18 protein-coding genes are annotated in these 24,585 nt (G+C 56.6%); 13 read left to right on the top strand and 5 right to left on the bottom strand.

What is annotated here, in order from left to right:
- Positions 1–32: 32 nt before the first annotated feature.
- The 8 genes from AAC076_RS02840 (at position 33) to selB (ending at position 10,733) form a co-directional block, all read left to right on the top strand.
- Positions 33–1,601, top strand: coding sequence for a class I adenylate-forming enzyme family protein (locus tag AAC076_RS02840; protein WP_339842857.1), 1,569 nt, complete (start codon positions 33–35; stop codon positions 1,599–1,601).
- Positions 1,602–1,857: 256 nt separating this feature from the next.
- Positions 1,858–2,373, top strand: a complete 516-nt coding sequence (fabA, locus tag AAC076_RS02835) for a 3-hydroxyacyl-[acyl-carrier-protein] dehydratase FabA (RefSeq protein ID WP_339842856.1) — start codon at positions 1,858–1,860, stop codon at positions 2,371–2,373.
- A gap of 11 nt (positions 2,374–2,384) precedes the next feature.
- Positions 2,385–3,602 (top strand): beta-ketoacyl-ACP synthase I, encoded by a 1,218-nt coding sequence (fabB, locus tag AAC076_RS02830; RefSeq protein WP_339842855.1) that lies wholly within the window; start codon positions 2,385–2,387, stop codon positions 3,600–3,602.
- 253 nt (positions 3,603–3,855) lie between these two features.
- Complete coding sequence (locus AAC076_RS02825) at positions 3,856–5,292, top strand: methyl-accepting chemotaxis protein (RefSeq protein ID WP_339842854.1); 1,437 nt, start codon at positions 3,856–3,858, stop codon at positions 5,290–5,292.
- 136 nt (positions 5,293–5,428) lie between these two features.
- On the top strand, positions 5,429–6,865 hold the full coding sequence (locus AAC076_RS02820) for a hypothetical protein (protein ID WP_339842853.1): 1,437 nt from the start codon (positions 5,429–5,431) through the stop codon (positions 6,863–6,865).
- Positions 6,862–7,392 (top strand): UGSC family (seleno)protein, encoded by a 531-nt coding sequence (locus AAC076_RS02815; protein WP_339842852.1) that lies wholly within the window; start codon positions 6,862–6,864, stop codon positions 7,390–7,392. Before AAC076_RS02820 ends, AAC076_RS02815 begins: the two co-directional genes overlap by 4 nt.
- Positions 7,393–7,494: 102 nt before the next feature.
- Entirely contained in the window at positions 7,495–8,892 is a 1,398-nt protein-coding gene (gene selA / locus AAC076_RS02810; RefSeq protein WP_339842962.1) for an L-seryl-tRNA(Sec) selenium transferase, read from the top strand.
- Positions 8,889–10,733 carry a selenocysteine-specific translation elongation factor gene (gene selB, locus AAC076_RS02805; RefSeq protein WP_339842851.1) on the top strand — a complete coding sequence of 615 codons (1,845 nt, stop codon included), beginning with the start codon at positions 8,889–8,891 and terminating at the stop codon, positions 10,731–10,733. Before selA ends, selB begins: the two co-directional genes overlap by 4 nt.
- Here selB and AAC076_RS02800 read toward each other — a convergent pair.
- The gene (locus AAC076_RS02800; RefSeq protein ID WP_339842850.1) at positions 10,730–11,908 is read right to left on the bottom strand and encodes a multidrug effflux MFS transporter; all 1,179 of its coding nucleotides are present in this window, start codon (positions 11,906–11,908) and stop codon (positions 10,730–10,732) included. The genes selB and AAC076_RS02800 overlap by 4 nt on opposite strands.
- A gap of 156 nt (positions 11,909–12,064) precedes the next feature.
- Entirely contained in the window at positions 12,065–13,498 is a 1,434-nt protein-coding gene (locus AAC076_RS02795; protein WP_339842849.1) for a sodium-dependent transporter, read from the bottom strand.
- Positions 13,499–13,583: 85 nt separating this feature from the next.
- Here AAC076_RS02795 and AAC076_RS02790 point away from each other — a divergent pair, with 85 nt between their 5' ends.
- A complete protein-coding gene (locus AAC076_RS02790; protein WP_339842848.1) occupies positions 13,584–15,365 on the top strand; it encodes an ABC transporter transmembrane domain-containing protein in 1,782 nt (593 codons plus the stop codon).
- An 11-nt stretch (positions 15,366–15,376) separates the two neighbouring features.
- On the opposite strand, the gene AAC076_RS02785 is transcribed toward AAC076_RS02790, so the two are convergent.
- The 3 genes from AAC076_RS02785 to AAC076_RS02775 all read right to left on the bottom strand — a co-directional run bounded on the left by AAC076_RS02785 (position 15,377) and on the right by AAC076_RS02775 (position 19,161).
- Positions 15,377–16,570, bottom strand: a complete 1,194-nt coding sequence (locus AAC076_RS02785) for a pyridoxal phosphate-dependent aminotransferase (protein ID WP_339842847.1) — start codon at positions 16,568–16,570, stop codon at positions 15,377–15,379.
- Between the two features lie 54 nt (positions 16,571–16,624).
- Positions 16,625–18,760, bottom strand: a complete 2,136-nt coding sequence (gene ovoA, locus AAC076_RS02780) for a 5-histidylcysteine sulfoxide synthase (RefSeq protein WP_339842846.1) — start codon at positions 18,758–18,760, stop codon at positions 16,625–16,627.
- Positions 18,761–18,912: 152 nt separating this feature from the next.
- On the bottom strand, positions 18,913–19,161 hold the full coding sequence (locus tag AAC076_RS02775; RefSeq protein ID WP_339842959.1) for a DUF2789 domain-containing protein: 249 nt from the start codon (positions 19,159–19,161) through the stop codon (positions 18,913–18,915).
- 215 nt (positions 19,162–19,376) lie between these two features.
- Here AAC076_RS02775 and AAC076_RS02770 point away from each other — a divergent pair, with 215 nt between their 5' ends.
- From AAC076_RS02770 to bfr, 4 genes are all read left to right on the top strand, one after another.
- Positions 19,377–20,498 carry an efflux RND transporter periplasmic adaptor subunit gene (locus AAC076_RS02770; RefSeq protein ID WP_339842845.1) on the top strand — a complete coding sequence of 374 codons (1,122 nt, stop codon included), beginning with the start codon at positions 19,377–19,379 and terminating at the stop codon, positions 20,496–20,498.
- A gap of 4 nt (positions 20,499–20,502) precedes the next feature.
- Positions 20,503–23,649, top strand: coding sequence for an efflux RND transporter permease subunit (locus tag AAC076_RS02765; protein ID WP_339842844.1), 3,147 nt, complete (start codon positions 20,503–20,505; stop codon positions 23,647–23,649).
- 70 nt (positions 23,650–23,719) lie between these two features.
- Entirely contained in the window at positions 23,720–23,932 is a 213-nt protein-coding gene (locus AAC076_RS02760; RefSeq protein WP_339842843.1) for a bacterioferritin-associated ferredoxin, read from the top strand.
- A gap of 141 nt (positions 23,933–24,073) precedes the next feature.
- A complete protein-coding gene (bfr, locus tag AAC076_RS02755) occupies positions 24,074–24,538 on the top strand; it encodes a bacterioferritin (RefSeq protein WP_339842841.1) in 465 nt (154 codons plus the stop codon).
- The last annotated feature ends 47 nt before the right edge of the window (positions 24,539–24,585 follow it).

Raw genomic sequence — 24,585 nt, 5'->3', positions numbered from 1 at the left:
CCCCATACCAACCAACACAGGGCCGACCATCGATGAGCGCTACTTCAAGCACGCCTGTCACACTTGAAACGCCATTTTGCCTCCTTCCCGAACTTATCGCTCGCCATGCAATTGAGCGCGGTGAACACCCAGCACTCATTCAGGCAGACAAGCAACTCAATTTCCGCGAGCTTGATTACCAGGCAAGTCGAGTGGCCACAGCACTGCAGCGTGACGGCCTCGTCGCCGGTGACAGCATCGCGATCTGCGGCAGCAACTCTATCGCCTATGCACTCTTGTATATCGGTGCCTTGCGCGCTGGCGTCGTAGTTGCGCCACTAGCGCCCTCCTCGACCCCTGAAAGCCTGATGACCATGGTCCGTGACTCAGGTGCCCGTCTGGTGTTTGTCGATAAGGCCGTGAATCAGGCACTGGCGACAGTCAATGCTGACAAACAGGTTCGCCTGCTAAGCATGGACGACAGTCGTACCGAGGAAAGCTTCAGTGCCTGGCTGGCCGACGCCCAACCCAAGCCAGTGACCATTACTCCGGAGATGCCGTTCAACATCATCTATTCTTCAGGCACCACCGGAGAACCCAAGGGCATTGTGCAGTCCCATGGAATGCGTTGGTCGCATATTCAGCGGGGGCTGGTATTCGGCTACGGCCCCGATTGCGTCACACTGATTTCCACGCCCCTATACTCCAACACCACCCTGGTTTCATTCCTGCCCACACTGGGCCTGGGCGGCACAGTGGTATTAATGGCCAAGTTCGACGGTGCAGCCTATCTGAAGCTCGCAGAGCAGCATCAGGTGACCCATACCATGCTCGTGCCGGTGCAGTACCAACGGCTCATGGCACGTGAGGATTTTGATAGTTACAACCTGTCCAGCTACCAGATGAAATTCAGCACCAGCGCACCCTTCCACGCCGAACTAAAAGCCGACATTCTGGCGCGCTGGCCGGGCGGTCTCATCGAGTTCTACGGCATGACAGAAGGCGGTGGCTCATGCATGCTCGCGGCCCATCAATTTCCTGACAAGCTGCACACGGTTGGCAAACCTCTTGAAAACCATGACATCCGGGTAATTGATGAGGAAGGTAACGAGCTGGCTCCAGGATCGGTAGGTGAAGTTGTCGGGCATTCCCCGGCAATGATGACCGGCTACTTGAACAAGCCGGAAAAAACCGCGGAAGCTGAATGGTACGATACCGAGGGCAAGCGCTTCATTCGCACTGGCGATGTCGGTCGCTTTGACGAAGATGGTTTTCTTACCCTGATGGATCGCCGAAAAGACATGATCATAACGGGTGGCTTCAACATCTATCCCAGCGACCTGGAACTCGAACTGCGCAAGCATCCAGACCTGCAGGATGTCACCGTCATCGGGGTACAATCGCGAAGCTGGGGCGAGACACCAGTTGGCTATGCGGTCCTCAAACCCGGCATCAGCACCGAGGCCGAGAGTATCCGAGAGTGGTTCAATCAGCGCGTTGGCAAGACCCAGCGTCTCAACCGTCTGATACTCACTGAGGAACTGCCACGCAGCGCAATCGGAAAAGTGCTTAAACGCGAACTGCGCGACCAGTTTCAGGCGCAATTCGGCGAGCTGGACTGAGCCAATCAAGCCTCCCTTGCCAATGCAAATCCGGCTGGCAAGGGTTGATCCAGATCAGACCCGGCGGTGCTGAGGTGACAGAAACTTTGTTCTCGGCAGTCATCGCGGGTATCCTCAACGCCTTAGCTGCCGGCGTAGCGCACTTTTTGTGACTTTCCAGTCGGGCGGGCAGTCTAGCTTACGCTGACGAGAAGAGACTGAACTCGTCAAGCAGAAACCATACCGCCCCACCGAACGGGGATGAGCAGGAGCCAATATGTCAAAACAGAATGCGTACAACCGGGAAGAGTTGCTTCAATGCAGCCGTGGCGAACTGTTCGGGCCCGGAAACGCACAACTACCCGCCCCCAACATGCTGATGATCGATCGTATTACGCACATTAGCGATACGGGCGGCCGCTATGGCAAGGGCGAAATTGTTGCCGAACTGGATATTCATCCCGACCTCTGGTTTTTTGCCTGCCACTTCGAGGGTGATCCGGTCATGCCAGGCTGCCTCGGCCTGGATGCAATGTGGCAGCTGGTCGGTTTCCATCTCGGCTGGCTGGGCTTCGCCGGTAAGGGCCGTGCCCTGGGTTCTGGAGAGGTCAAGTTTGTCGGCCAGGTACTGCCCAGCGCCAAGAAGGTCACTTACACCATCCATATCAAACGCACCATCAATCGCTCCCTGACCCTTGGCATTGCCGACGGCAGCATGGCTGTGGATGGCCGCGAAATCTACACCGCTGAAGGTTTGCGGGTAGGCTTGTTTACTTCTACCGATAGCTTCTGAGGATACTCACCATGCGTCGCGTCGTTATTACTGGTATGGGCATCGTTTCCTGCCTCGGCCAGGACCTGGAAAGCGTTGTCCAGAGCCTGAAAACCGGCAAGTCCGGCATCCGCTTCAATCCTTCCTATGCAGAAATGGGTCTGCGCAGCCATGTTTCCGGCAGCGTCGATATGGATCTTGAGGCCGTTATCGACCGCAAGGTCAAGCGTTTCATGGGAGATGCTGCAGCCTTCGCCTACGTGTCCATGCAGCAGGCAATTGCTGATGCCGGCCTTACCGAAGAACAGATCAGCAACCCGCGAATCGGCCTGATTGCTGGTAGCGGCGGCGCTTCCACGCTGAATCAGATGGAAGCCATCGATATTCTGCGCGAAAAGGGTGTGAAAAAAATCGGACCCTACCGCGTACCACGCACCATGGGGAGCACAGTCTCTGCCTGCCTGGCCACGCCCTTCAAGATCAAGGGAATCAACTACTCGATCTCTTCCGCTTGCGCTACCAGCGCTCACTGTATCGGCAGTGCGATGGAGCAGATCCAGATGGGCAAGCAGGACATCGTATTCGCCGGTGGCGGTGAAGAGGAACACTGGTCCCAATCAATGCTGTTCGATGCCATGGGCGCCCTTTCCACCCAGTATAACGAGACGCCGGACAAGGCCTCGCGCGCCTATGACTCCAAGCGTGACGGTTTCGTTATTGCTGGCGGTGGCGGTATGGTCGTGGTCGAAGAGCTCGAGCATGCGCTCGCTCGCGGCGCCAAAATCTACGCAGAGATTGTCGGCTACGGCGCTACTTCCGACGGTTACGATATGGTTGCGCCAAGCGGCGAAGGTGCCGTGCGCTGCATGCAGCAGGCGCTAGCCACCGTGGATGGTAAAATTGATTACCTGAACACGCATGGGACATCGACCCCCGTGGGCGATGTTGCAGAACTCAAGGCCATCCGTGAAGTGTTTGGCGACAACCCACCCAAGATCAGCTCAACCAAGAGCCTGAGTGGGCACTCCCTGGGCGCCGCAGGCGTACAGGAAGCCATTTACTGTCTGCTCATGATGCGCGACAACTTCCTGACTGCCTCTGCCAATATTGACGAATTGGACGAGAACGTCGGTAACCTGCCCATCCTGCGCGAAAAGGCTGATCAGGCCGCCAACCTGGTGATGTCCAACAGCTTTGGTTTTGGCGGTACCAACGCCACCCTCGTGCTCAAACGCTGGGCCGATGCCTGATGTTTGGTTAGAAGCAGACTAGTAGTATCCCTTCGGGCGGCCATGGCCGCCCGAAGGCGTTCTGGCACCGGAAAAACCCTCAGCGCTCCAATTAAGCGCCCCCCGCCCGAAGATGGCGCACATCTGCCGGTGCTTCTCTGATCTAAGCCTGATCGCACGCCCGCTGGAGGACACCAGCCGCTGGCACCTTCCTTGCTAAAGCTCTTGGCAGACAAAGGCAATATCACTTTGATATCCAACGCAAGGAGCAGCCATGGGCATCTTCAACCTTAACCGCAGCGGCAAGCATGACACACAGCGGCTGGACCGCCTGTTTCAGAACATGGACCTGAGCCTGGAGATACCCGCCCAACCCGGCCTGGTCGGCAAGCTTGGCCAATTCACCGCCAAACTCCAACAACGCATCACATTGAGCCTGCATGCCGCAGTCGGAATAGCCGCCCACGCGCCGCAACTTGCCAGTATTGCCCGCACCACCGAAAAACATGGCGAACAACTGGCGCAATCCTCTGAACTGATAGCCAGTGCCGTCGAGGAGATCAGCGCCAGCCTCGAAGCAGAGCTGGTCCCGGGTGCCACTGCGGTCGCTGATCTTTCCAGGGATGTCACAGTTCAGCTCAAGGACTGCACCGGAGACAGCCAGCTGGTATTAAAACAAGTGGAGACAATTCAGAATACAGAGGAACAACTTGCTAGCGAAATCATTCAGCTCGGCAAGCAGATAGAGGAAGTCAATCAGGTCATCAGCATGATCGCGACCATTTCCCAGCAAACCAATCTGCTGGCATTGAATGCAGCCATAGAAGCCGCTCGTGCCGGCGAGCTCGGTCGAGGCTTTGCGGTGGTTGCAGACGAGGTCAGACGTCTGGCCGGAAATACCACTGAAGCCACCAACCAGGTCAGCCAGATTATCGACGGATTTCGGTCCAGTATGCAGCGTTTAAACGATGCGGGTGCAAGCATGCACCTGGCAGTTGCTGATGGACGAGAAGGCATACAGCGGGTAGACAAGGGGCTGATTCAGGCAACGGGTGCCATGGAGCAGTTGGATCAACGCGTTGCCGGCATGGCTAGCGGGACTGAGCAAATAGGCGCAGCCGTGCGTTCTGTGAGTCGGGACGTACAAAATGTGGCTGACGTTGCGAGCGAGCTGCAGCGCGGTGCCACTGAAGTACGTGAACACAGCGACGCTGTGCGTAATGAAAGCGACAGACTTTTGGAGGGTCTTGGCGACTTTCAGCTAGGTATTCATCAACAAATCCTGGAAAGCGTCACCGCCCTGGCCGCGGAGCCCTCCATGGGCGCTAGTATCCGTGAAGCTGAGCGTGCAATGCAGCAGTGCATCGCCCGTGACAACCGCCTCGAACTGTTGTACCTCGTAGGTGCCGATGGCATACAGGTTAGCGAGAACGTTCTGGCCGCAGATCTACTACCGGCAAAAGACAGCGTGCGTGGCAAAAACTGGTCGACGCGTCCCTGGTTCCGCGCGGCCAAGGAAAAACTCGTAGCGCACATCAGCCCTGTGTACAGATCATCTGCGACCGACGCATTTTGCTTCACCCTCTCTACGCCGGTGTTCGACAAGGAAGGTCGATTACGCTACGTGCTTGGCGCCGACGTCCGTCTGTCGGCTTTACTCTCGGACAATTCCACTGGAGGTCTCCAGCCGCAACCGAGCATAGCCATTTAGAACGGACAATCGGACAAACGACCTTGCTTGCACAAAAAGCGTCGAGGTTATTTGTCTCGATATGCGACAACGGCCTCACCCCATAAAACCTGATGATAGTGCTTGCCTGGCAGCCATAAGCTGCTAAAACTCACGTATGCAAACACTACCTGATGGACTCATTGTCATACTCAAGCGCGCATGTCCTACCTGCGCCCTGATCGAACCTGTGCTCACCCAATTAGCCAGTGGATCACTTCCCCTCACAGTGATTGTGCAGGATACCGCCGATTTCGATGTGGGCCAGGGAGAGCAAATCGCTGACGACACCCTGGAATGGTCCTGGCAACTGGGCTGCGAAATTGTTCCCACATTGATCAAGCGTGAAAAGGGAGACGAAGTCGAGCGCACTTACGGCTGGTTTCGCGAAGACTGGGAGAAGCTCACCGGACTTACCGGGCTTGGTGCCGAGCTACCGGCATCAAGACCGGGCTGCGGTTCCAAGACCCAGGACCCTGGCATTGCGGACAGGCTTGCCATTCGCTTTGGTGCGATCAAATTCAGTTCCCGAGAAATAGAAATAGGTGACAGCGAAGATCCGATCGAGGCCTGCCACGAACGGGGCTGGAGCGACGGCTTGCCCGTTGTCCCGCCTACCCCCGAGCGCGTCTATCGCATGCTTCAGGGTACCTCGCGCAAACCTGATGACGTGCTGGGATTGATGCCTCCTGATCTGGTCCCCTGCACCGTGGAAAAGGTCGCTATCAATGCTGTCATGGCCGGTTGTAAACCCGAATACATGCCTTTGGTGCTGGCGGCAGTTGAAGCAGCCCTGATCGACGAGTTCGGCATGCATGGTCTGCTCTGTACCACGATGTTTGCAAGTCCACTGGTGCTGGTGAACGGTCCCGCCGCCAAGCGGGTGGGCATGAACTCCGGCGTCAACTGCCTGGGTCAGGGCAACCGCGCCAATGCCAGTATTGGCCGAGCCCTGCAACTGGTCGTACGCAACGTCGGAGGCGGCCGCCCCGGCGAAATCGATCGCGCCACCATGGGCACCCCGGGCAAATACACCTTCTGCTTTGCCGAAGCGGAAGACAGTGACTGGGAGTCATTGGCAGTGGAACGGGGTTTTACCTCAGACCAATCAGTGGTGACTCTATTCGCCGCGGAAGGTGTGCAGGCCATAGTTGACCAGAAATCCCGCACGCCCGAATCTCTGGCACGAAGCTTTGCGCTGTCGCTGCGCTCGGTCGACCATCACAAACTTGTCATGCACGGTGATGCAATGCTGGTGGTTTCACCAGAGCACTGCCGAGTCTTCACCGATGCAGGCTGGAGCAAGGCCCGCCTGTATGAAGAGCTGGGCAAGCTGTTGACCCTGCCGGGCAAGGACCTGGTAATGGGTGCCCAGGATATTACTGAAGGCATGCCGGAAAATTTTGCCGGTGCTGATCTACCCAAGTTTCGACCTGGTGGATTACTGATCGTGCGCGCCGGTGGCCCGGCCGGTCTGTTTTCCGCTGTAATCGCTGGCTGGGCTGCTTCTGGCCCAACCGGCTCCACCCCGGTTAGCAAGGAGGTATTGGCATGACATCGCCAACCGTACTGCTCGACCCGACCGCCGAGCGCTCTGCGGCAAGCCGAAGTCTATCGACCCGGCCGGCTACGCTCGACGGCCTGACTGTCGGCCTACTGGACATTTCCAAGGCACGCGGCAACGTGTTGCTGGATCGTCTGGACGAGCTGCTCAGTGAGCGCGGTATCGAGGTTAAACGCTATCGCAAGCCCACCTTTGCGCGCATCGCACCCACGGATCTGAAACAACAGATCGCCAGTGAGTGTGATGTGCTGGTAGAAGGGCTGGCCGACTGAGGTTCCTGTACCTCGTGCTGTATGCATGATATAGGCGACCTGGAAGGCAGACAGATCCCCGGTGTTGGCATAGCCTCTACCGAGTTCATCGATGCTGCAAAAATGCAGTCCAAGGCATTGGGTATGGAGCCGAAGATGGTCTTCGTTCAACACCCGATTCAGGACCGTACCGATGATGAGCTCAGGTCGTTGGCAGACCAGGCACTGGATAACATTCTGCAGGCATTGACGTTGCAAGGCGCGTGATCGTGGCGGGCCCTGCCCGTCTGGAGTTTAGGCTGATTGGCACCGTACCAAGGTGCCTTCAGCCGAAGCTCTTCTTTCACCGATCACGAGGCTCATTCCACCGTGTTAACCACCGAGCTGGATACCCGCCGCACCCTCCCCGCCATGGACCAGATACTCAACTGGCCCCTTATCCGCGTGCTGGCAGAACAACATGGCCTGACATTGGTAAAGCGTCTGGTCAACCATCAGCTGGACAGGTTACGCACTGCCAGACAGCCCTGTGAACCAGACAGTTTCACCGCGGACATCGAGAGAGAGCTGCATGCCTACCTCTCACCCTCATTGCGCAAAGTGTTTAATCTTACCGGGACCGTGCTGCATACCAATCTGGGCCGTGCGCCACTTCCCGAGGAAGCCATACAGGCCATGTGCGATGTGGCTCGGGGTGCGAGCAATCTGGAATTCGATCTGGACAGGGGCAAGCGCGGAGACCGAGACAGTCACGTAGAGGCCTGGCTATGTCGCCTGACCGGCGCCGAAGCAGCAACCGTGGTCAACAATAACGCGGCAGCGGTGCTTTTAACCCTCAACACCCTTGCCAAGGGCAAGGAAGTGCTGGTCTCACGGGGGGAGTTGGTAGAGATCGGCGGCGCATTTCGAGTCCCTGACATCATGCGTCGTGCACAGGCGAAACTGCATGAAGTGGGCACCACCAATCGCACACACCGACGTGACTATGATGAAGCAATAAGCTCCCGAACAGGCATGTTGATGACCATCCATACCAGCAACTATGTCATTCAGGGATTTACTGCCAGCGTCGCCGAGCGCGAACTCGCCGACAGCGCCCATGCCCACGGTCTGCCATACGCCGTGGACCTTGGTAGTGGCAGCCTGATCGACATGCGCCAGTGGGGCCTGCCCTATGAGCCAACACCGATGGACAGCCTGAGTGCCGGTGCCGATCTGGTAACCTTCAGTGGCGACAAACTGCTCGGCGGGCCCCAGGCGGGGATTATCGTTGGTAAACGCAGCCTTATCGAAAAGCTGAAAAAGAACCCGCTCAAACGTGCGCTGCGCTGCGACAAGGTCACCCTGGCGGCGCTCGAGGCCGTGCTGCGTCTCTATGCAAGCCCCGAAACCCTGGCAAAGCGCCTGCCTGCCCTGCGCTGGTTGAGCCGCCCCCACGCTGATATTGCCGACCAGGCCCAGCGCCTGCTTCCCGCCATGCGCCAGTGGGCACGCGACCGGGCTACCGTAAGCAGGATAGAGGTCATGGGGCAGATTGGCAGTGGCTCACTACCGATCGAAAGATTACCCAGTGAGGCGATTGCGTTCACACCCAGCGGTCCTGCTCGTTCGGCTAACCGCCAACTGCTGATACTGCAGCGCGCCCTGCTGAATATGCCAATACCTGTGATTGGTCGGATTCACGACAACCGTCTGCTCATCGACCTTCGATGCCTGGATGAGGAACAACAACTGCTCGAGCAGCTTGCCCGCGATACGACGACATGATTGTTGCCACTGCCGGCCATGTGGATCATGGCAAGACAGCGCTGATCAAGGCACTGACTGGACAGCACACAGACCGTACTGAGGAGGAACGGCGCCGCGGTATCAGTATTGAGTTGGGTTACGCCTATCTTTCAGGCACCCCGGAACAAAGCATCGATTTTGTCGATGTGCCCGGCCATGAAAAATTCATGCGAACCCTGCTCGCCGGCATCGGCTGTGTAGATGCAATGATGCTGGTTGTCGCCGCAGACGACGGCGTGATGCCGCAAACACATGAGCACATTGAGCTGATCGGGCTGCTGAACATCCCGCAAGTCATGGTTGTAATCAGCAAAAGCGCTCTGGCCACACCTGAACAGATGCAGATAATCGAGCAGGACGTTCTGGGTCTCGTTCAAAAGCAAGGCGCCCGTGATCCAGTATGCTTTCGGGTCGATAGCCTGCTCGGTACCGGAGTGGAGGCGATCCAAGGGCAATTACAATTGTGGGCATCCTCTACGCCGAAGCCGGACCCCATTGGACAAGCTCGTCTGATCGTCGACCGTCACTTCAAGCAGCCGGGTCTGGGTTCGGTTGTCACCGGCACCTTGCTCGGCGGTCAGATTCAAGTCGGCGACTCGCTGCAGCTTTCCGATAACGGCGCACTAGTCCGCGTTCGGGGTATTCAGATTCATCACCAGGAGGCAGAACGGGCACTTGCCGGCCAACGTTGCGCCATCAACCTGAGCGGCGACCTCGAAGACGCTGCCTTCGGGCGCGGCAGCCAGCTTCTGGCCAAGGGAACAAGGGCTCCTACCAACAGGTTTGATGCACGACTCTGTCTCAAGGAGCAGAGCCTGCGAGGTAACGTACAACTGCATATCGGCAGCGCCGTTGTAAACGCTAGATTGGTGCCGCTAAAGGGATTGGAGTCTTCCGTCAGCTACGGTCAATGGGTTCTGGAGCGGCCATTGTGCTGCTTTCACGGAGATCACTTCATTGTTCGCGATCCTGCCTCAAGAACGCTGCTGGGCAGTGGCGTGATCGTCGATCCCTTTGCTCCCCAGCGCGGTCGTCAGAAACCTGAGCGTCTTGCCGTCATCAAAGCCATGGATAATGTCGATAGCCATCAGGCACTGGAGGCCATGCTCGACGTTCAACCAGAAGGTGTCGATATCCAGCGATTCACGCTCAGCCGCGGGCTAGAGGCTGTTTCGTCAACTTACCGGGACAGGCTGCAGATTGGGGACTGGATGTGGCGTCGTTCAGCCCTGGATAATCTGTCTGAGCAAGCTTTAGCCATGGTTACCCAGTATCACCAGACCTGCCCTGAACTGCTGGGTCCTACTCGGCCGCAATTGGCCGAACAACTGGCTCTGGCAGCAGATAGCCGAGTACTGGCGGTAATACTGCGTCAGGAGCTGGACAAGCGCCGCCTGCGGCAGACCGGGCCTTGTCTGCACCTGCTGACCCATGAGCCAAAGCCCGCGGCGCAGCTACTTGAATGGTTTGACCGGGTACATCGCACATTTCTAGACTGCAGCCCCCGTCCACCGGTGATAGGGGATCTTGTCACTCAGCTGGCAGTCGACAAGCATGAACTAGTGGCCTGGCTGGACCGACTCAGCATCGCAGGGCTGCTGGTTTACGTAGCCCGAAACCGCTATCTGCTGCCCGCCGATGCTGACCGGCTGTTCGATGACGCGAGACGTCTGGCAGCAGACCATCATGATGGTCATATTTCCACGGCAGACTTTCGTGATCGCAGCGGTATTGGCCGCAACCACAGTGTGGCTGTCCTTGAGTATTTTGATCGTGTTGGCCTGACCCGACCGCTGGGCAGCTATCGGGTAGTGCGCTAGAAATCCAGCCCGCCTGCCCGACGTGCCTGGCGCGCCATAAGAACCACCAGGACTCCACAGGCGGCCATCACCCCTGCCATTGGCACCGCAGTACCATTGTGCAGAACACCCACCAGCGCTGAGGTAATACCGGCGATGATGAACTGCATGGTTCCCATCAACGCCGAAGCCACACCAGCCTGATGCCCGTGCCCCGCCATGGCGCACGCCGAAGAGTTGGGTAGCACCAACGCCACGACCGCAACACTGCCGAATAATGGCAACAACAAAGGCCAGAGCGCATCAGGCTGCCAGAGAGCCGTACCCAGCAACCAGAATGTACACACCAGATAGATAAGCGTAGTGCGCTGTAAAAGCTTAACGGGCGGCCGGCGCCGGAGCATGCGACTGTTGAACTGGGCAAACAGGATGAAACCAGCAGCAATGGCACCGAAGAACCAACCAAAATGCTCCGCGGGTACGCCGTATAGCTCGATAATGATAAAGGGCGAACCAGCGATATAGGCGAACATACCCGATATCGCTATGCCCCCCGTCAGCGCATGGAACATGAACACTGGCTCGCGCAGCAGTTGCAGATATCTGCCAAAGGCACTGGAAAGCGCCGCAGGCGGCTGAAGATTGGAAAGGGTCTCGCGCAGGCCGAAGAATACGGCAAACGCAAAAAGTGCTGAAAAGACCGCAAGAAAAAGAAAGATCAATGGCCATCCACCAAGCTTGAGCAGCAAGCCACCGCCTAATGGAGCCAGAATGGGGGCAACGCCCATAACCAGCATCAGTTGCGAGAATGCCTTGGCAGCGTCAATCGGTTTGCACAGGTCGCGAACCACGGCACGGGTTACAACCATGCCTGCACAGCCACCAAGTGCCTGGGCGAAACGGGCAGCCAGCAGCCACTCCAGTGTTGGAGCAAGAGCGCAGGCCAGGGAGGCAAGGGCAAAAAGACCGATACCAAAGAGCAGCGGTTTACGCCGACCAAAACGATCGGCCAACGGTCCATAAAAAATCTGTCCTGAGGCCAGGCCCAGAAAGTAGACCGACATGCTCAGTTGAATATGCTCTATATCCGTACCAAAGGACTCAGCCATGGCTGGAAAGGCGGGCAGATAAAGATCAATCGCCAGGGGGCCGAAGGCACTGAGCCCACCAAGGATGAGCAGTATGTTGAAGGGCATGACGTGTTCCGATTAGCGACGGCGGAAGATTCCGGTGCGTAGCAGGTCATGATGCCAGAAATCGGCCACAACTGCCGGAAACACAGTGTTGCAGCAAAGGGCCCTGGGGGTGTGACTGCAAAGCCGGACAGACAAAGAGCCTGTCCGGCACTGGGATCAGCGGCGGACCAGGAAGGTCCGTCCAGCGGTGAAGGCAACAATCATCAGCAAGGCAAGTACTGCGGGCACCACGTTGCCTTCTATTTGCGGAATGGTGCGCAGAAATACAAAGGCAACCGCAGTCGGCGCGACAAAGCGCACAAGAAATTGCCATACCGCAAACCAGCTTGCATTGGTCGCCATCTGTGCCATGACCTGCTCACGAGTCAGTGCCCAACCGGCAAACAAGGCAATCAGCAATCCGCCCAACGGCATCAGAATATTGGTGATGAATTCCAGCACATCGAAGGGTGAGCGGCCAAATAACTCATGGGTAATCGTGCCCTCCGACCAGATGTTGAAGCTGAACACCGTCAGCAGTCCGAGCAGCCAGCAAGCAACTACCATTATCAGAACGGCCAGCGGACGACTGAACCCAAAACCCTCAACCAGCCAGGCTGCGACCGGCTCGATTAATGAAATGGCTGAGGTCAGCGCTGCTCCGATAACCAGTATGAAGAACACACCTCCCAGAAATGAACCGCCCGGTAGTTCGGCGAATGCTATAGGCAGGGTTACGAACATCAGACCCGGCCCCTGCCCCGCCTCCAGACCACTGCCAAATACCAGGGCAAAGATCGCGACGCCGGCCATGAGAGCAATCATTGTGTCGACCAGGGCGATGGCGATAGCGGTACGGGTAAGCGAGGCCTCGTCAGACATGTAAGCGCCGTAGGCCATGATGGCGCCCATACCCAGACTCAGGGTGAAAAACGATTGCCCCATGGCTTCCAGCCATCCCTCCAGGGTCAGATCGGCAAGATTGAAAGTGAACAGGAAGCTCAATGCAGCACCTGCATCGCCAACCATTACCCCGTACCCGAGTACAACCAGCAGAATCAGAAAGAGTGCCGGCATCATGAAGCGCAGACCGCCCTCGATACCCCGGTGTACACCCATGCCGACAATCAGGCCCGAGGCAGCGATGAACAGGGTGTGGTAGGTGATCAGCAATCCCGGAGAAGCCAGCAAAGTATCAAAGGATGCGCCAATCTCAGTGGCGTCTGCCCCAGCCAGGGCACCGGAAAACATCTGCAGCGTGTAGTGAATTGCCCAACCGGCGATAACTGAATAGAAGCTTAGGATAAGAAAGGCGGCAACTGCCCCCATCCAGCCAATCGTCCTCCAGCCTCGGCTGGTACCGTGGCTCTCGGTAAGATGTTGCATGCCCAGAATCGGACTTCTACGACTGGAGCGGCCAAGCAGAGTCTCGGCGATCAGAATCGGAATACCGACCATCGCGATGGTTACGGCGTAGACCAGAATAAAGGCACCACCACCGTTTTCACCTGCCAGATAAGGGAAGCGCCAGAGGTTGCCCAGGCCGACCGCCGAGCCGACGGCGGCGAGCAAAAAAGTGCCTTTGTGGGTCCAGATATTTCGTGAGCTCATCAGAAAGAGTTCCAGGGCTGAATAGTCGAGAAAAAAACGCCGGCAAGAGTACCATAGGCAACCTACGAGCTCGACCGGACATGCCATGAACTCAGCCCCTGCCTCAACCCGAAAAGCCCTGTCATTAGCCAGATGGTTTATTGCGCCCTACCGCTGGCAGGTTCTCGGGGCCATGTTGGCCCTGACCTTTACCGCAGCCATTACCCTTTCGCTGGGTCAAGGTTTGCGTCTGCTCGTGGACCAGGGCTTCGCAACCCGATCACCGGAGCTGCTCAACCAGTCCGTCGCAATCTTTGCGGTGTTGATTCTGGCACTGGCTATCGGGACTTTCGCACGTTTCTACCTGGTGTCGTGGATCGGTGAGCGAGTCGTCGCAGACATACGCAGCCAGGTTTTTGATCATCTGGTCGAGCTACATCCGGGGTTTTATGAGAGCAACCGTGGACTTGAAATCCAGTCGCGCCTGACCGCAGATACGACCGTACTCCAATCAGTAATCGGCTCCACCGTCTCCATCGCCCTGCGTAACGCGCTGATGTTGCTAGGCGGCGTCATACTGCTATTCATCACCAACCCGAAACTGACCAGCATCGTGATGCTTGCCATCCCCCTGGTGATAGCGCCAATCCTGTTTTTTGGCCGACGGGTACGCGCTTTGTCGCGCCTGAGCCAGGATCGGGTAGCTGATGTGGGTAGCTATGTGGGAGAAATACTCGGGCAAATCAAGACAGTCCAGGCCTATAACCACCAGTCCCAGGACAAAGCCCACTTCTCAGGTGTCGTTGAGGAGGCCTTCCAGGTTGCTCGCCACCGGATTCGCCAGCGTGCCTGGCTAACCTTCGTGGTCATTCTACTGGTGCTGGGCGCGATCGGTATCATGCTCTGGGTAGGAGGAATGGACGTAATCGCCGGTCGCATAACTGGTGGCGAACTGGCAGCGTTTGTTTTCTACAGCCTGATTGTCGGCGTTTCAGCCGGGGCCCTCAGCGAAGTAATCGGTGAGCTGCAACGTGCAGCCGGTGCAGGAGCGCGGATCGCCGAACTACTGCGCACCGAAAGCGAAATTGCTCCGCCACCTGAAAGCGAGCGCTGCCATTTACCTGCCGCGGTGCTGGGCAATATTGGGTTCGATGACCTGAGCTTCGCCTATCCTGGCCGGCCAGAGGTAAATGCGATCGACCATTTCAGCCTGCAGGTAACCCCGGGTGAAACCCTGGCACTGGTTGGTCCATCAGGCGCGGGTAAATCCACTCTGTTTGATCTCCTGCTACGTTTTTTTGATCCATCGGCAGGCCGCATCACCCTTGAAGGGTGCGATATCCGCCAACTTGATCCCCTTGATCTACGTCATTGCTTTGCTCTGGTCTCACAGACTCCTGCACTGTTTCACGGCAGCGTGGCAGAAAACATCCGCTACGGGCGTCCAGAGGCTGACCTTTCCGAGGTCATGGCCGCGGCACGCGCGGCGCATGCTGATGAATTCATTCAACAGATGCCGCAGGGCTACGACACGCACCTGGGCGACGCGGGACTGGGCCTGTCCGGAGGCCAGAAGCAACGCCTGGCGATTGCGCGCGCCTTGCTCACCGATGCGCCCATCCTGCTGCTGGACGAAGCCACCAGTGCCCTGGACGCCCAGAGCGAGCACCTTATCCAGCAAGCGCTGCCCCAACTCATGAAGGGACGGACCACACTGGTAATTGCCCACAGACTGGCCACGGTAAAGCATGCAGACCGGATTGCCGTGGTTGACGGTGGAAAGCTTGTTGCGCTGGGGACACACAACGAGTTGATTGAAAGCAACCCGCTGTATGCACGACTGGCACATCTGCAGTTTGGTGCGGCACAACCGTCAGGGCGGCGTTGAGACGTCAGCTCTCAGCGGTTTTTCAGTGTGCGCACAGCGAGTGCAATACGCTCCAGTGCTTCCTGCACAACAGCCCGCTGCGTACCAATGTTCAGACGCATGTAACCACTACCAGCATCGCCGAAGCTTGTGCCGGGGTTCATTCCGACTCGTGCCTGGTGAATGAAAAAGGATTTCAGTTCGGCGTCGCTCATACCCAGACGGCTGCAGTCGAGCCAGAGCAGATAAGTGCCCTCGGGTTCATCCATACGAATCTCGGGAAGGTGCGCTGCAAGATAGCGGCTGACCAGTTGCACGTTACCCTGCAGATATTCGAGCAGCGCATCCAGCCAGGGACCGCCGTGCCGGTAGGCAGCCTCAAAGGCGACAATACTGAAGGGATTGGCAGGTTCGATATGCATCGCTTCAAATGTGGTCTTTAACGCTTGCCGGTGTGCAGGATCAGGAACAACCAGAGCCGAGAGCCCCATACCGGCAATATTGAAAGTCTTGCTGGGTGCAACTGCGGTAATGATCTGGTCTTGCTCGGTAGCCAGCGAAGCCAGCATGGTATGCCTGTGGCCGGGGAAGGTCAGATCACAGTGGATGTCATCGGAAAGTATCAGCAGGTTGTGCCGTCGAGCAATTTCGAGCATGTCCTGCAGTTCGCTTTCGCGCCATACCCGACCTGCTGGATTGTGCGGGGAGCACAGAGCAAGGATGCGCGCCTGTGACGCGCAGCGTTCGAGTTGTTCAAGGTCCATGGTGTATTCACCATCACGGTGAACCAAGGGGTTGATCACCAACGAGCGACCCGTTTTTGCCGCTGCTGCAAAAAATGGCGGGTAAACAGGCGGCTGCACAACAATACCCTCACCCGGCGCGGCAAAGGCCATTGCCACTGCGTGGAGGGAGGGAACCACACCAGGCGCGATCATGATCCAATCGCGATCTATCCTCCAGCTGTGGCGCTCTGCGAACCAATCGATCATCGACTCATAAAGACCGTCGGGATATAGCGAGTAGCCATATACGGGATGCTGCGCCCGCTCTACCAATGCCTGAACCACTGCCTCAGGCGCAGCAAAATCTGTATCTGCCACCCACATCGGCAATACATCCTCACTGCCGAACACCGCCTTGAGCGCATCAAATTTTACCGAATTGGTATTGCTGCGCTCTATCTGCCGATCAAAATCGAAATCGATTGCTGCCTTAACCGCCACAGTATTGCTCTCCCTTGCGTTGCCGTTATGGCTGCCGAGCAGCAAGCCTGCAGCTCAGCGGATTCTTTCCCAGACGGTGACCTCGGAGAAGCTGTGCTGGAATTTGTGCTGCGTTTCACGAATCACAAATTCCAGTTTGCGCGGATCACCTATCTGCACAAAATGGTCGCCCAGTATGTCGCGCAAACCATCCAGTGTCGTGTAGCTTTCTCCATCCTTCTTGTATCCGCCGATCCATTGTTCTTTCGGCGTATGCTCCTCCAGCCAGGTGTAGGGTGAGGCGACTACCAGCAACCCGCCGAGGTTGATACGCTGGTGGACCTGACCCAGGAACTGCCCAGGATTATACAGACGGTCTATAAGATTGACGGCCATTATCAGATCGTAGCCGGTCAGTTGCGGCTTGAGATTGCAGGCATCACCCTGGAAAAACGAGACTTTGTCTGTGGTGTTCTCCAGTCCATGCTGCTCAAGCGTGGCAGTGCGATAGGACACCAGGTCGCCTTCTTCGGTAAGCGTGTAGCGCAGCACACCCTGCTCTGCCATCTCAACTCCCTGACTGACAAAGCGGGCCGAGAAATCGATACCGGTGACCTGATCGAAATGCCGTGCCAGTTCAAAGGTGGCCCGACCAGATGCACAGCCCAGATCCAGCGCACTTTGTGCAGGGCGTTCACCCATGGCTTCAATACACAGCTGCGCTACTGCTGCCGGGAAATTAGGCACGTTGAACCAGGTATCACCGTAATGAAACTCGGCGTATTCCGACATCTGCCGGTCGCTTTCGTAATAGGCATTAGGCTCTTTTGCTTTGGCATGACTGGACACGTAACGAAACCCCGCGTGCTGGAAAAAGTGACGGCGGAAAGCATAACGGGCGCTGCGCAACGTTTCGTTGCCACAGGAGACCCAGGATCCGCCCTTGATCAGATTATGTTGATTATCGAATGTCGGCGTCGTGAAATCGTCGTACAGAGGATGAACTTCGAATCCGTCATAGGGATACATGGGTGTCTCGGTCCACTGCCACACGTTACCCACCACATCAAAGAATTCGCCGTGGGCAAAACGGTTAACCGGACACGAGGATGCACCATGATCGAGTTGCAGATTAGCTGACGCAGGACCATCGCTCGGAACTTCACCGGGCTGGGCAACATCGTAAAGTCGATACCACTCATCTTCGGTGGGAAGGCGTACAGGCTTACCGCTCTGCTCGGCCTTCCAGTTAAAGAATGCCTTGGCTTCGTGATAGTTCACCTCTGCCGGCCAGTCCCAGCGCATATCCACTTCTTCTGTCATCAGTCTCAAGTGCCATTGGGCACCGGGAATCCAGAAGGTGGGGTGAGCCGCCTGGGCAAACTGTTTCCACTGGGTGCCCTCCGCGTCCCAAAATGCATCATTTTGATAACCGCCGGCTTCGACAAATTCGAGAAACTCGCCATTGGACACCAGGTACTTGCTTGCCTTGAATTCCTCCAGCTCGACTTCCCGATGACCGTACTCGTTATCCCAGCCGTAGCTGATTGCATCACGGGGTTTGCCAAGGCTTACTGACCCGCCAGCGACGGTCAACAGCTCGTTGACCGGCGCTGGACCATGCTCACCTGAAGGAGCCCAGTCAGCATCGCCACGCAGGTACTCAAGTCGATGCTGGCGAATCAACACGGTAGAGGTTTCCAGGTGAATGAGCTCGTGCTCTATACCCATGATGATTGGCCACCATGAACCGCTCCAGGTAATGGGCAACTGCAGTGGCAAGGTATGAATCAGATTCAATACGGCAGCCCGCACCTTCTCACGGTAGGCCTTCACCTCGGCAACGCTGGGCCACTCATAGTGAGTCTCGTCGAGATCGTCCCAGCTCATTTCATCCACACCCACCGCAAAGATCGACTCAAGGCGAGGATCTATGCGCTCTGGCAGCAACTTGGCGAGCACCAGCTTGTTGACGAAAAAAGTAGCGGTATGGCCGTAATAGAAAATCAGGGGGTGGCGCAGTGGAATGGCCTTTTTATAGTAGGCCTCATCACACGCCAGGGTTTGGAAAAGGGACTCGTAACGGTCCGAGACCGCGTTGTAGTAGTCAGCTATCTCGGCCCGTTTGCTTTCCGGGTTTTGGCCGTCAAGGGCCGGAGTCCTCTGTAGTAGAGCAGTCCCGGAGGCATGAAATTGTTCGGCAATGGTCATTGGCAAGGTCCTTGGGCGGTGGTTCCGCTGATCTTGAGTTCACCCCCAATTATGACATCGACCCCGCGTTGTGCTTTCCTAAAATCGTGTGTATTCGTGTCGTCAGCGATTACATCGCTCCGCCGAGCGGTCATTCGCCCGGCGTCGGGCTCTTATCGAGGGGATGCATTCTCGTGAAGTCGCGCGTTCAGCTCATCAACAACGGGTGCCCACTCGGCATCTTCTACAATCTCTTCCTTGAGAAAAGCGGCCTGACTGGGAGTCCAGAATGACGCCTCGGACAGTTTAATGTCCTTTGACAGGGGATAATGGTCGGCAATAAATGCTTCGATACTGGCGTCGTCTCCATCCATTCCCAACTGCTCGAAAAGTATCTGCATATTCTTGTGCTGCGTATCCATTTCGTTCTCCTGAAGGTCGGTCATATCGAAAACCGCTTACTGGTCCCAGCAAGCGATTGCTATCTAACTGAGATGACAATAAAGGCAATCAGTTCCATACCAGCGTAGCGATGCACACAAAGTTACTTCACAACGTTTCTGTTCCAGCCCTTGCGGTTGCGCGGTCAGAGGGCACGTGTATCCTGATTTTTTGATTTATAACGGACCTTTTGCCCATGAACCTGACAGTAGGCGCACGATCCTGGACCTGGAAGTCTTTCATCGCTTTAGCATGCTTGTCAGGTAGCTCTTTTTCTTCGGTTGCCTTGGCCCAGGATGTAGAACGAGGAGCGCGAGTAGTCACCGAAGAGGTTCGTGAAAGGGAGTTGGTCAACGAAGTGCCCTTGACCGGAACGCTTTCCGCCGCCCGAATCGCAACCCTGTCTGCGGAAGTAGCAGGACTGATAAGCAGTCTTGAAGTGGACATAGGTGACAAGCTTGAGGCGGGCGACACGCTTCTCGAACTTAACCCTGAATTAGCCGAAATAGCACTGCAGCGGGCACGAGCAGCCACATCCAGCGTCCGTGAGCGAGTGGCAGATAGCGAACGCCGCCTCTCTGAAGCTCAGGCCCTGGGCTCGCGCAACATTGCTGCAAGCGAGATTCGCACCCGTCAATCGCTTGTAGAGGTCGAGCGCGCAGCCCTGGCTGTGGCCGAGGCCGAGATCAGGCAACGCGAAGCAGAGCTGCGCCGCCACAAGGTAACAGTGCCGTTCCCCGGAACACTGAGCCAGAAACTGGTGGAAATCGGTGAGTGGGTCGACCCTGGTACCGGACTGCTGCAAATCATTTCTACCGCGCCACTTCGCGCCGACTTTCAGGTGCCCCAGCGTTTCTATCCCATGATTCAAAAAGACGCTGCGGTTACTTTGCGCTTTGACGCATACCCAGACCAGAGCTTCTCGGGCCAAGTGGCGCACAAAGTGCCCCAGAGCAGTGACAGTGCCCGTACATTTCTTCTCAGGGTTGCACTGAATGAAGACAGCAGTCCGCCCATGCTGATTGCCGGGATGTCAGTGGATGCCACGCTCAGGCTGGCTAACGGAGAACGGGGGGTAGTCGTCAATCGAGATGCATTGCTGAGATACCCGGATGGTCGGGTCACTACCTGGGTCATCAAGCGCGCTGGGGAGGATAATAGCGCCACAGTCACCGAGCGACAGGTGCAACCGGGGCTGAGCTTCGATGGCCAGGTCGAGATCATCTCCGGCCTGGAGACTGGCCTGGAAGTAGTCACCCGAGGCAACGAAGCATTGCGCGAAGATCAGCAGGTAAACATCATCGACTCGGAGCGCTGAGGGCATGTTCGAGCAGATAGTTCGACACGGGATCCTGGTCACCGTCAGCGTACTGATCATCTGCGTACTGGGCGTGATCGCAGCGCTGCGAATTCCTGTACAGATGATCCCCGACCTGGAAACCCGGACCATTACGGTTCAGACCAGTTGGCCGGGCGCGACCCCGCAGGATATAGAAAAGGAGATTCTCATCGAGCAGGAGGAATTCCTGCGCAACATTCCCTATCTGGAAGAGATCACCTCCAGTGCCAATACAGGCTCGGCGGAGATCGAACTGGATTTCCCATTCGCCGTCGACATCACCGAAACCCTGATACGGGTAAACAATGCCCTTACCCAGGTGCCCTCCTATCCTGAGAATGTCGATGAGCCGAGAGTGACGGCCACGTCGTTCTCGGCAAACGCGTTCATGTATTTCTACGTCGCACCGCTGCCCGGCAACCCGCGCAACCTCGATATGGACATGATGCGTGATTTCATTGAGGACAATGTCCGTACGCGGATGTCCAGCGTTCCGGATGTCGCCCAGATTGAGGTTCGTGGCGGCGCACAGCGACAGATACAGATCCGCCTTGATCCTGATCAACTCTCCGCTCGGGATCTCACCCTGGGCGAGGTACGCAGCGCCATAGCCGAGCGCAATCAGGATGTATCGGCCGGCGAAATCAACAGTGGCAAGAGACGCTACCTGCTGCGCACCGTAGGGCGCTTCGAGGATCTGGACAAAATGCGCTCGATGGTTCTCAAGCGTGAGGGTGACAGCGTGGTGCGTCTGGGTGAAGTCGCACAAATAAGTCTTGATCATTTCCAGATCCGCGATCGCTCTTTCATCAACGGCGACGCGGTCATCAGTCTCTCCGTGCGACGTCAAAGCGGCTCAAATGTCATCCAGATCAAGGAAGCCATGCTGGAGGAAGTAGAGCTCACCAATCGGGAATTGCTCAATCCTGCGGGTATGCGTCTGCAGCTTTCTGCCGATGATGTTGTTTATGTAGAAGCGTCGATTTTCAACGTCTGGAAAAATCTTATTCTCGGTGCACTGCTGTCGACCTTGATCATGTACGTGTTTTTGCGCTCGTTCCGCGCCACCCTGCTTGGCGTGCTGGGTATTCCGATCTGCACCATTGCAGCCTTTCTGGGCCTTATGCTGTTCGGAAGGACGGTCAATGTCATATCCCTTGCAGGGGTTGCCTTTGCCATCGGGATGACGCTGGATAACAGTATTGTGGTGTTGGAGAGCATCGAACTGGAGCGCCGCCGCGGCCTGGACCGGCTGCGCGCGGCTATCTCTGGCGTTCAGAAAGTCTGGCCCGCTGTGCTCGCCTCATCACTCACCACCGTCATGGTGTTCTTGCCGGTGGTTTTTATTACTGAAGAAGCAGGCCAGCTCTACTCGGACGTGGCCATTGCCATCGCCGCCTCGATCCTGGTTTCAATGCTGGTGGCCGTAACCGTGGTGCCCACCCTCAGCGCGCGTCTGGAACTCAAGGACAGCTCTCTCAGTGGCGGCGGACGCGAGCGGGTGCGTAACAGGGTTATTGGCGCTCTGGGCTGGCTGATCGCTACCGCCCCGCGGCGCCTAGGCTGCGTGGTTTTAACGCTGGGAACAAGTCTGGCTATCGTCCTGCTCCTGACGCCCCCTGCCGAGTATCTGCCCGAGGGCGAAGAACCCAAGACCTTTGCGTCGATGAACGCACCGCCGGGTTACAACCTAGAAACCATGCAGGGCTATGCCGATGAACTCCAGGCCTACTTCCTGCCCTTTGTGGATGATGAGCCCGGAGAATATCAGCGCGGAGAAACCGAAGTACCCGCCATGGCCTACATCAACATGGGCGTTACCCCTCAGGGTATTCGCATCATTACCCAGTCCAAGGATCCAGCGGACATTCGCGACCTGATGGATGCGCTGGAGCAAAAGTACGAGACCTACCCGGGCATGCGCGCCTTCGCCGCACGGGGCTCGATTATCAGCAGCAACGACGGTGGCACCCGTAGCGTCAATCTGGATATTTCCGGCCCCGACCTTGCGTCCCTGTATGAAGTCGCTCAGGCCGCCTATAGTCGAGCCGAAGACGTTTTTGACGACCCTAGAGTTCAATCTCAACCATCGAGCCTGTCGTTGGCCCAGCCGCTATTGCAGGTCAAACCCAACTTTGATCGTGCGGCTGATGTTGGCATGACCACCGAGGATATCGGCTTTGCTGTAGCGGTTCTCACCGATGGCGCATTCGTCAACGAATTCTTCCTCGAAGACGACAAGATCGACATGTATCTGTACAACCAGCAGGGTCCCAACGCCACGCTGGAAACCCTGGACAAGATTGCAGTCCATACGCCGGCTGGTGAAACCCTCCTACTCTCGGAGCTGGTTACCATCGAGGAGACGGTTGATACCAGTACAGTACGTCGCAAGGACGGTAGACGGACTATTACTCTTAATATCATTCCCCCGCGTTCGGTCGCACTGGAAACCGGTGTGGCCATTGTTCGGGAGGATGTAGTCGGATATCTGCAGGAAAGCGGCCAGGTGCCCAACGGGGTCACGCTGACCATTTCTGGCGCCGCTGATCAACTTGATGCCACTCGCGACTCACTGACCGATAACTATCTGGTAGCGCTAGTCATCGTCTATCTGTTGATGGTGGCCATATTCAGTCATTGGGGTTATCCCCTGCTCATCATGCTCACCATACCCCTGGGTTTTGCTGGTGGCATTGCCGGGCTCGCTGTACTCAACCTCATTGGTGAGATTATGCAGGCGTTGGGACTCGGCTCTCTCAGCCAGCCCTTCGATATGATCTCTATGCTCGGTTTTTTGATTCTGATGGGTACGGTGGTCAATAATCCCATTTTGATCGTCGACAGATCCACCCGTAACGTGCGGGATGAAGGCATGAATCCGGTCGAAGCCGTTCGTGAGGCGGTTGAGTCACGGCTGCGCCCAATTGCGATTTCCAGCATCACGACGATCTGTGGTCTGGCTCCTCTGGTGTTTCTCCCAGGTGCCGGTAGTGAGCTTTACCGGGGGGTAGGCGTAATAGTCATGGCCGGTATTATCGGTGCCACCCTGGTTACCCTGACCATGCTGCCTGCGCTTACCGTGATGGTTTTGAACTGGCAAAAACGAACAGGAAAGATCACTAAGTGAATCCTGTTTGACAATCATTCTCGTTAGCATTAGCATACAGAACATAGCGACTACCTATGGGAAGAACTCCATGTATGTATGCCTTTGCAAGGGTGTAACCGACAAGCAGATTCGCAACGCGATCAACGAAGGCGCGTGCAACATGCGCGATTTACGTGACGCGCTCGACGTAGCAAACCAATGTGGCAAGTGTGGGCGCGACTGCAAATCTCTGTTGAATGAATCCAGCCTCGCCGGTGCATCAGCCAGTACCATGAATACTTCCCAGTTTTTTGCTGCCTGAACTTCAGATTGCTGCTTTTACTCACAGGTCGGAGCAGGCAATCTTGTCAGTTCCCACTCCCCGCCCTTTCCACGTGACTAATTGACAGCCTCTATCCCGCACTCCAGACTCACCTATCAAACGCATTCGAGGGGCAGGGTCATGAAAGGCGATAAAAAGGTTATTCAGCAACTCAACAGCATTCTTGGCTACGAACTGGTTGCCATTAACCAGTACTTTCTGCATGCGCGCATGCTGCAGGATTGGGGCCTGGGAAAAATGGGTGAGCGCGAATACCACGAATCCATCGATGTCATGAAACACGCCGACAAGTTGGTCAAGCGCATTCTTTTTCTTGAAGGTCTGCCTAACCTTCAGGACCTGGGCAGGTTGCTGATCGGGGAAGATGTACCCGAGATTCTTCAGTCCGACCTCAAACTGGAAATGAAAACCCTACCCGATTTACGAACTGCCATAGCCTATTGTGAAACCGCCGGGGACTACGGCAGTCGCGAGGTTCTCGAGAACATTCTCGAGTCTCAGGAAGATCATGTCGACTGGTTGGAAACCCAGCTGAGCCTGATCAATAGTCTGGGGCTGGAGAATTTCCTGCAATCACAGATGTAATAGTTCACGAGAATCGGCCGGCCACCACCCTGGTGGCCGATTACCCC

Origin of the sequence: uncultured Halopseudomonas sp., assembly GCF_963977355.1 — a bacterium.
Classification (GTDB): Bacteria; Pseudomonadota; Gammaproteobacteria; order Pseudomonadales; family Pseudomonadaceae; genus Halopseudomonas.
The sequence above is the reverse complement of the archived record's forward strand: the minus strand, read 5'-3'. Positions and strand labels throughout refer to the sequence as shown.

Coding starts and splice junctions, on each gene's coding strand:
- AAC076_RS02840 (WP_339842857.1), top strand. CDS start 33: ATGAGCGCTACTTCAAGCACGCCTGTCACACTTGAAACGCCATTTTGC.
- fabA (WP_339842856.1), top strand. CDS start 1,858: ATGTCAAAACAGAATGCGTACAACCGGGAAGAGTTGCTTCAATGCAGC.
- fabB (WP_339842855.1), top strand. CDS start 2,385: ATGCGTCGCGTCGTTATTACTGGTATGGGCATCGTTTCCTGCCTCGGC.
- AAC076_RS02825 (WP_339842854.1), top strand. CDS start 3,856: ATGGGCATCTTCAACCTTAACCGCAGCGGCAAGCATGACACACAGCGG.
- AAC076_RS02820 (WP_339842853.1), top strand. CDS start 5,429: ATGCAAACACTACCTGATGGACTCATTGTCATACTCAAGCGCGCATGT.
- selB (WP_339842851.1), top strand. CDS start 8,889: ATGATTGTTGCCACTGCCGGCCATGTGGATCATGGCAAGACAGCGCTG.
- AAC076_RS02800 (WP_339842850.1), bottom strand. CDS start 11,908: ATGCCCTTCAACATACTGCTCATCCTTGGTGGGCTCAGTGCCTTCGGC.
- AAC076_RS02795 (WP_339842849.1), bottom strand. CDS start 13,498: ATGAGCTCACGAAATATCTGGACCCACAAAGGCACTTTTTTGCTCGCC.
- AAC076_RS02790 (WP_339842848.1), top strand. CDS start 13,584: ATGAACTCAGCCCCTGCCTCAACCCGAAAAGCCCTGTCATTAGCCAGA.
- ovoA (WP_339842846.1), bottom strand. CDS start 18,760: ATGACCATTGCCGAACAATTTCATGCCTCCGGGACTGCTCTACTACAG.
- AAC076_RS02775 (WP_339842959.1), bottom strand. CDS start 19,161: ATGGATACGCAGCACAAGAATATGCAGATACTTTTCGAGCAGTTGGGA.
- AAC076_RS02770 (WP_339842845.1), top strand. CDS start 19,377: ATGAACCTGACAGTAGGCGCACGATCCTGGACCTGGAAGTCTTTCATC.
- AAC076_RS02765 (WP_339842844.1), top strand. CDS start 20,503: ATGTTCGAGCAGATAGTTCGACACGGGATCCTGGTCACCGTCAGCGTA.
- AAC076_RS02760 (WP_339842843.1), top strand. CDS start 23,720: ATGTATGTATGCCTTTGCAAGGGTGTAACCGACAAGCAGATTCGCAAC.
- bfr (WP_339842841.1), top strand. CDS start 24,074: ATGAAAGGCGATAAAAAGGTTATTCAGCAACTCAACAGCATTCTTGGC.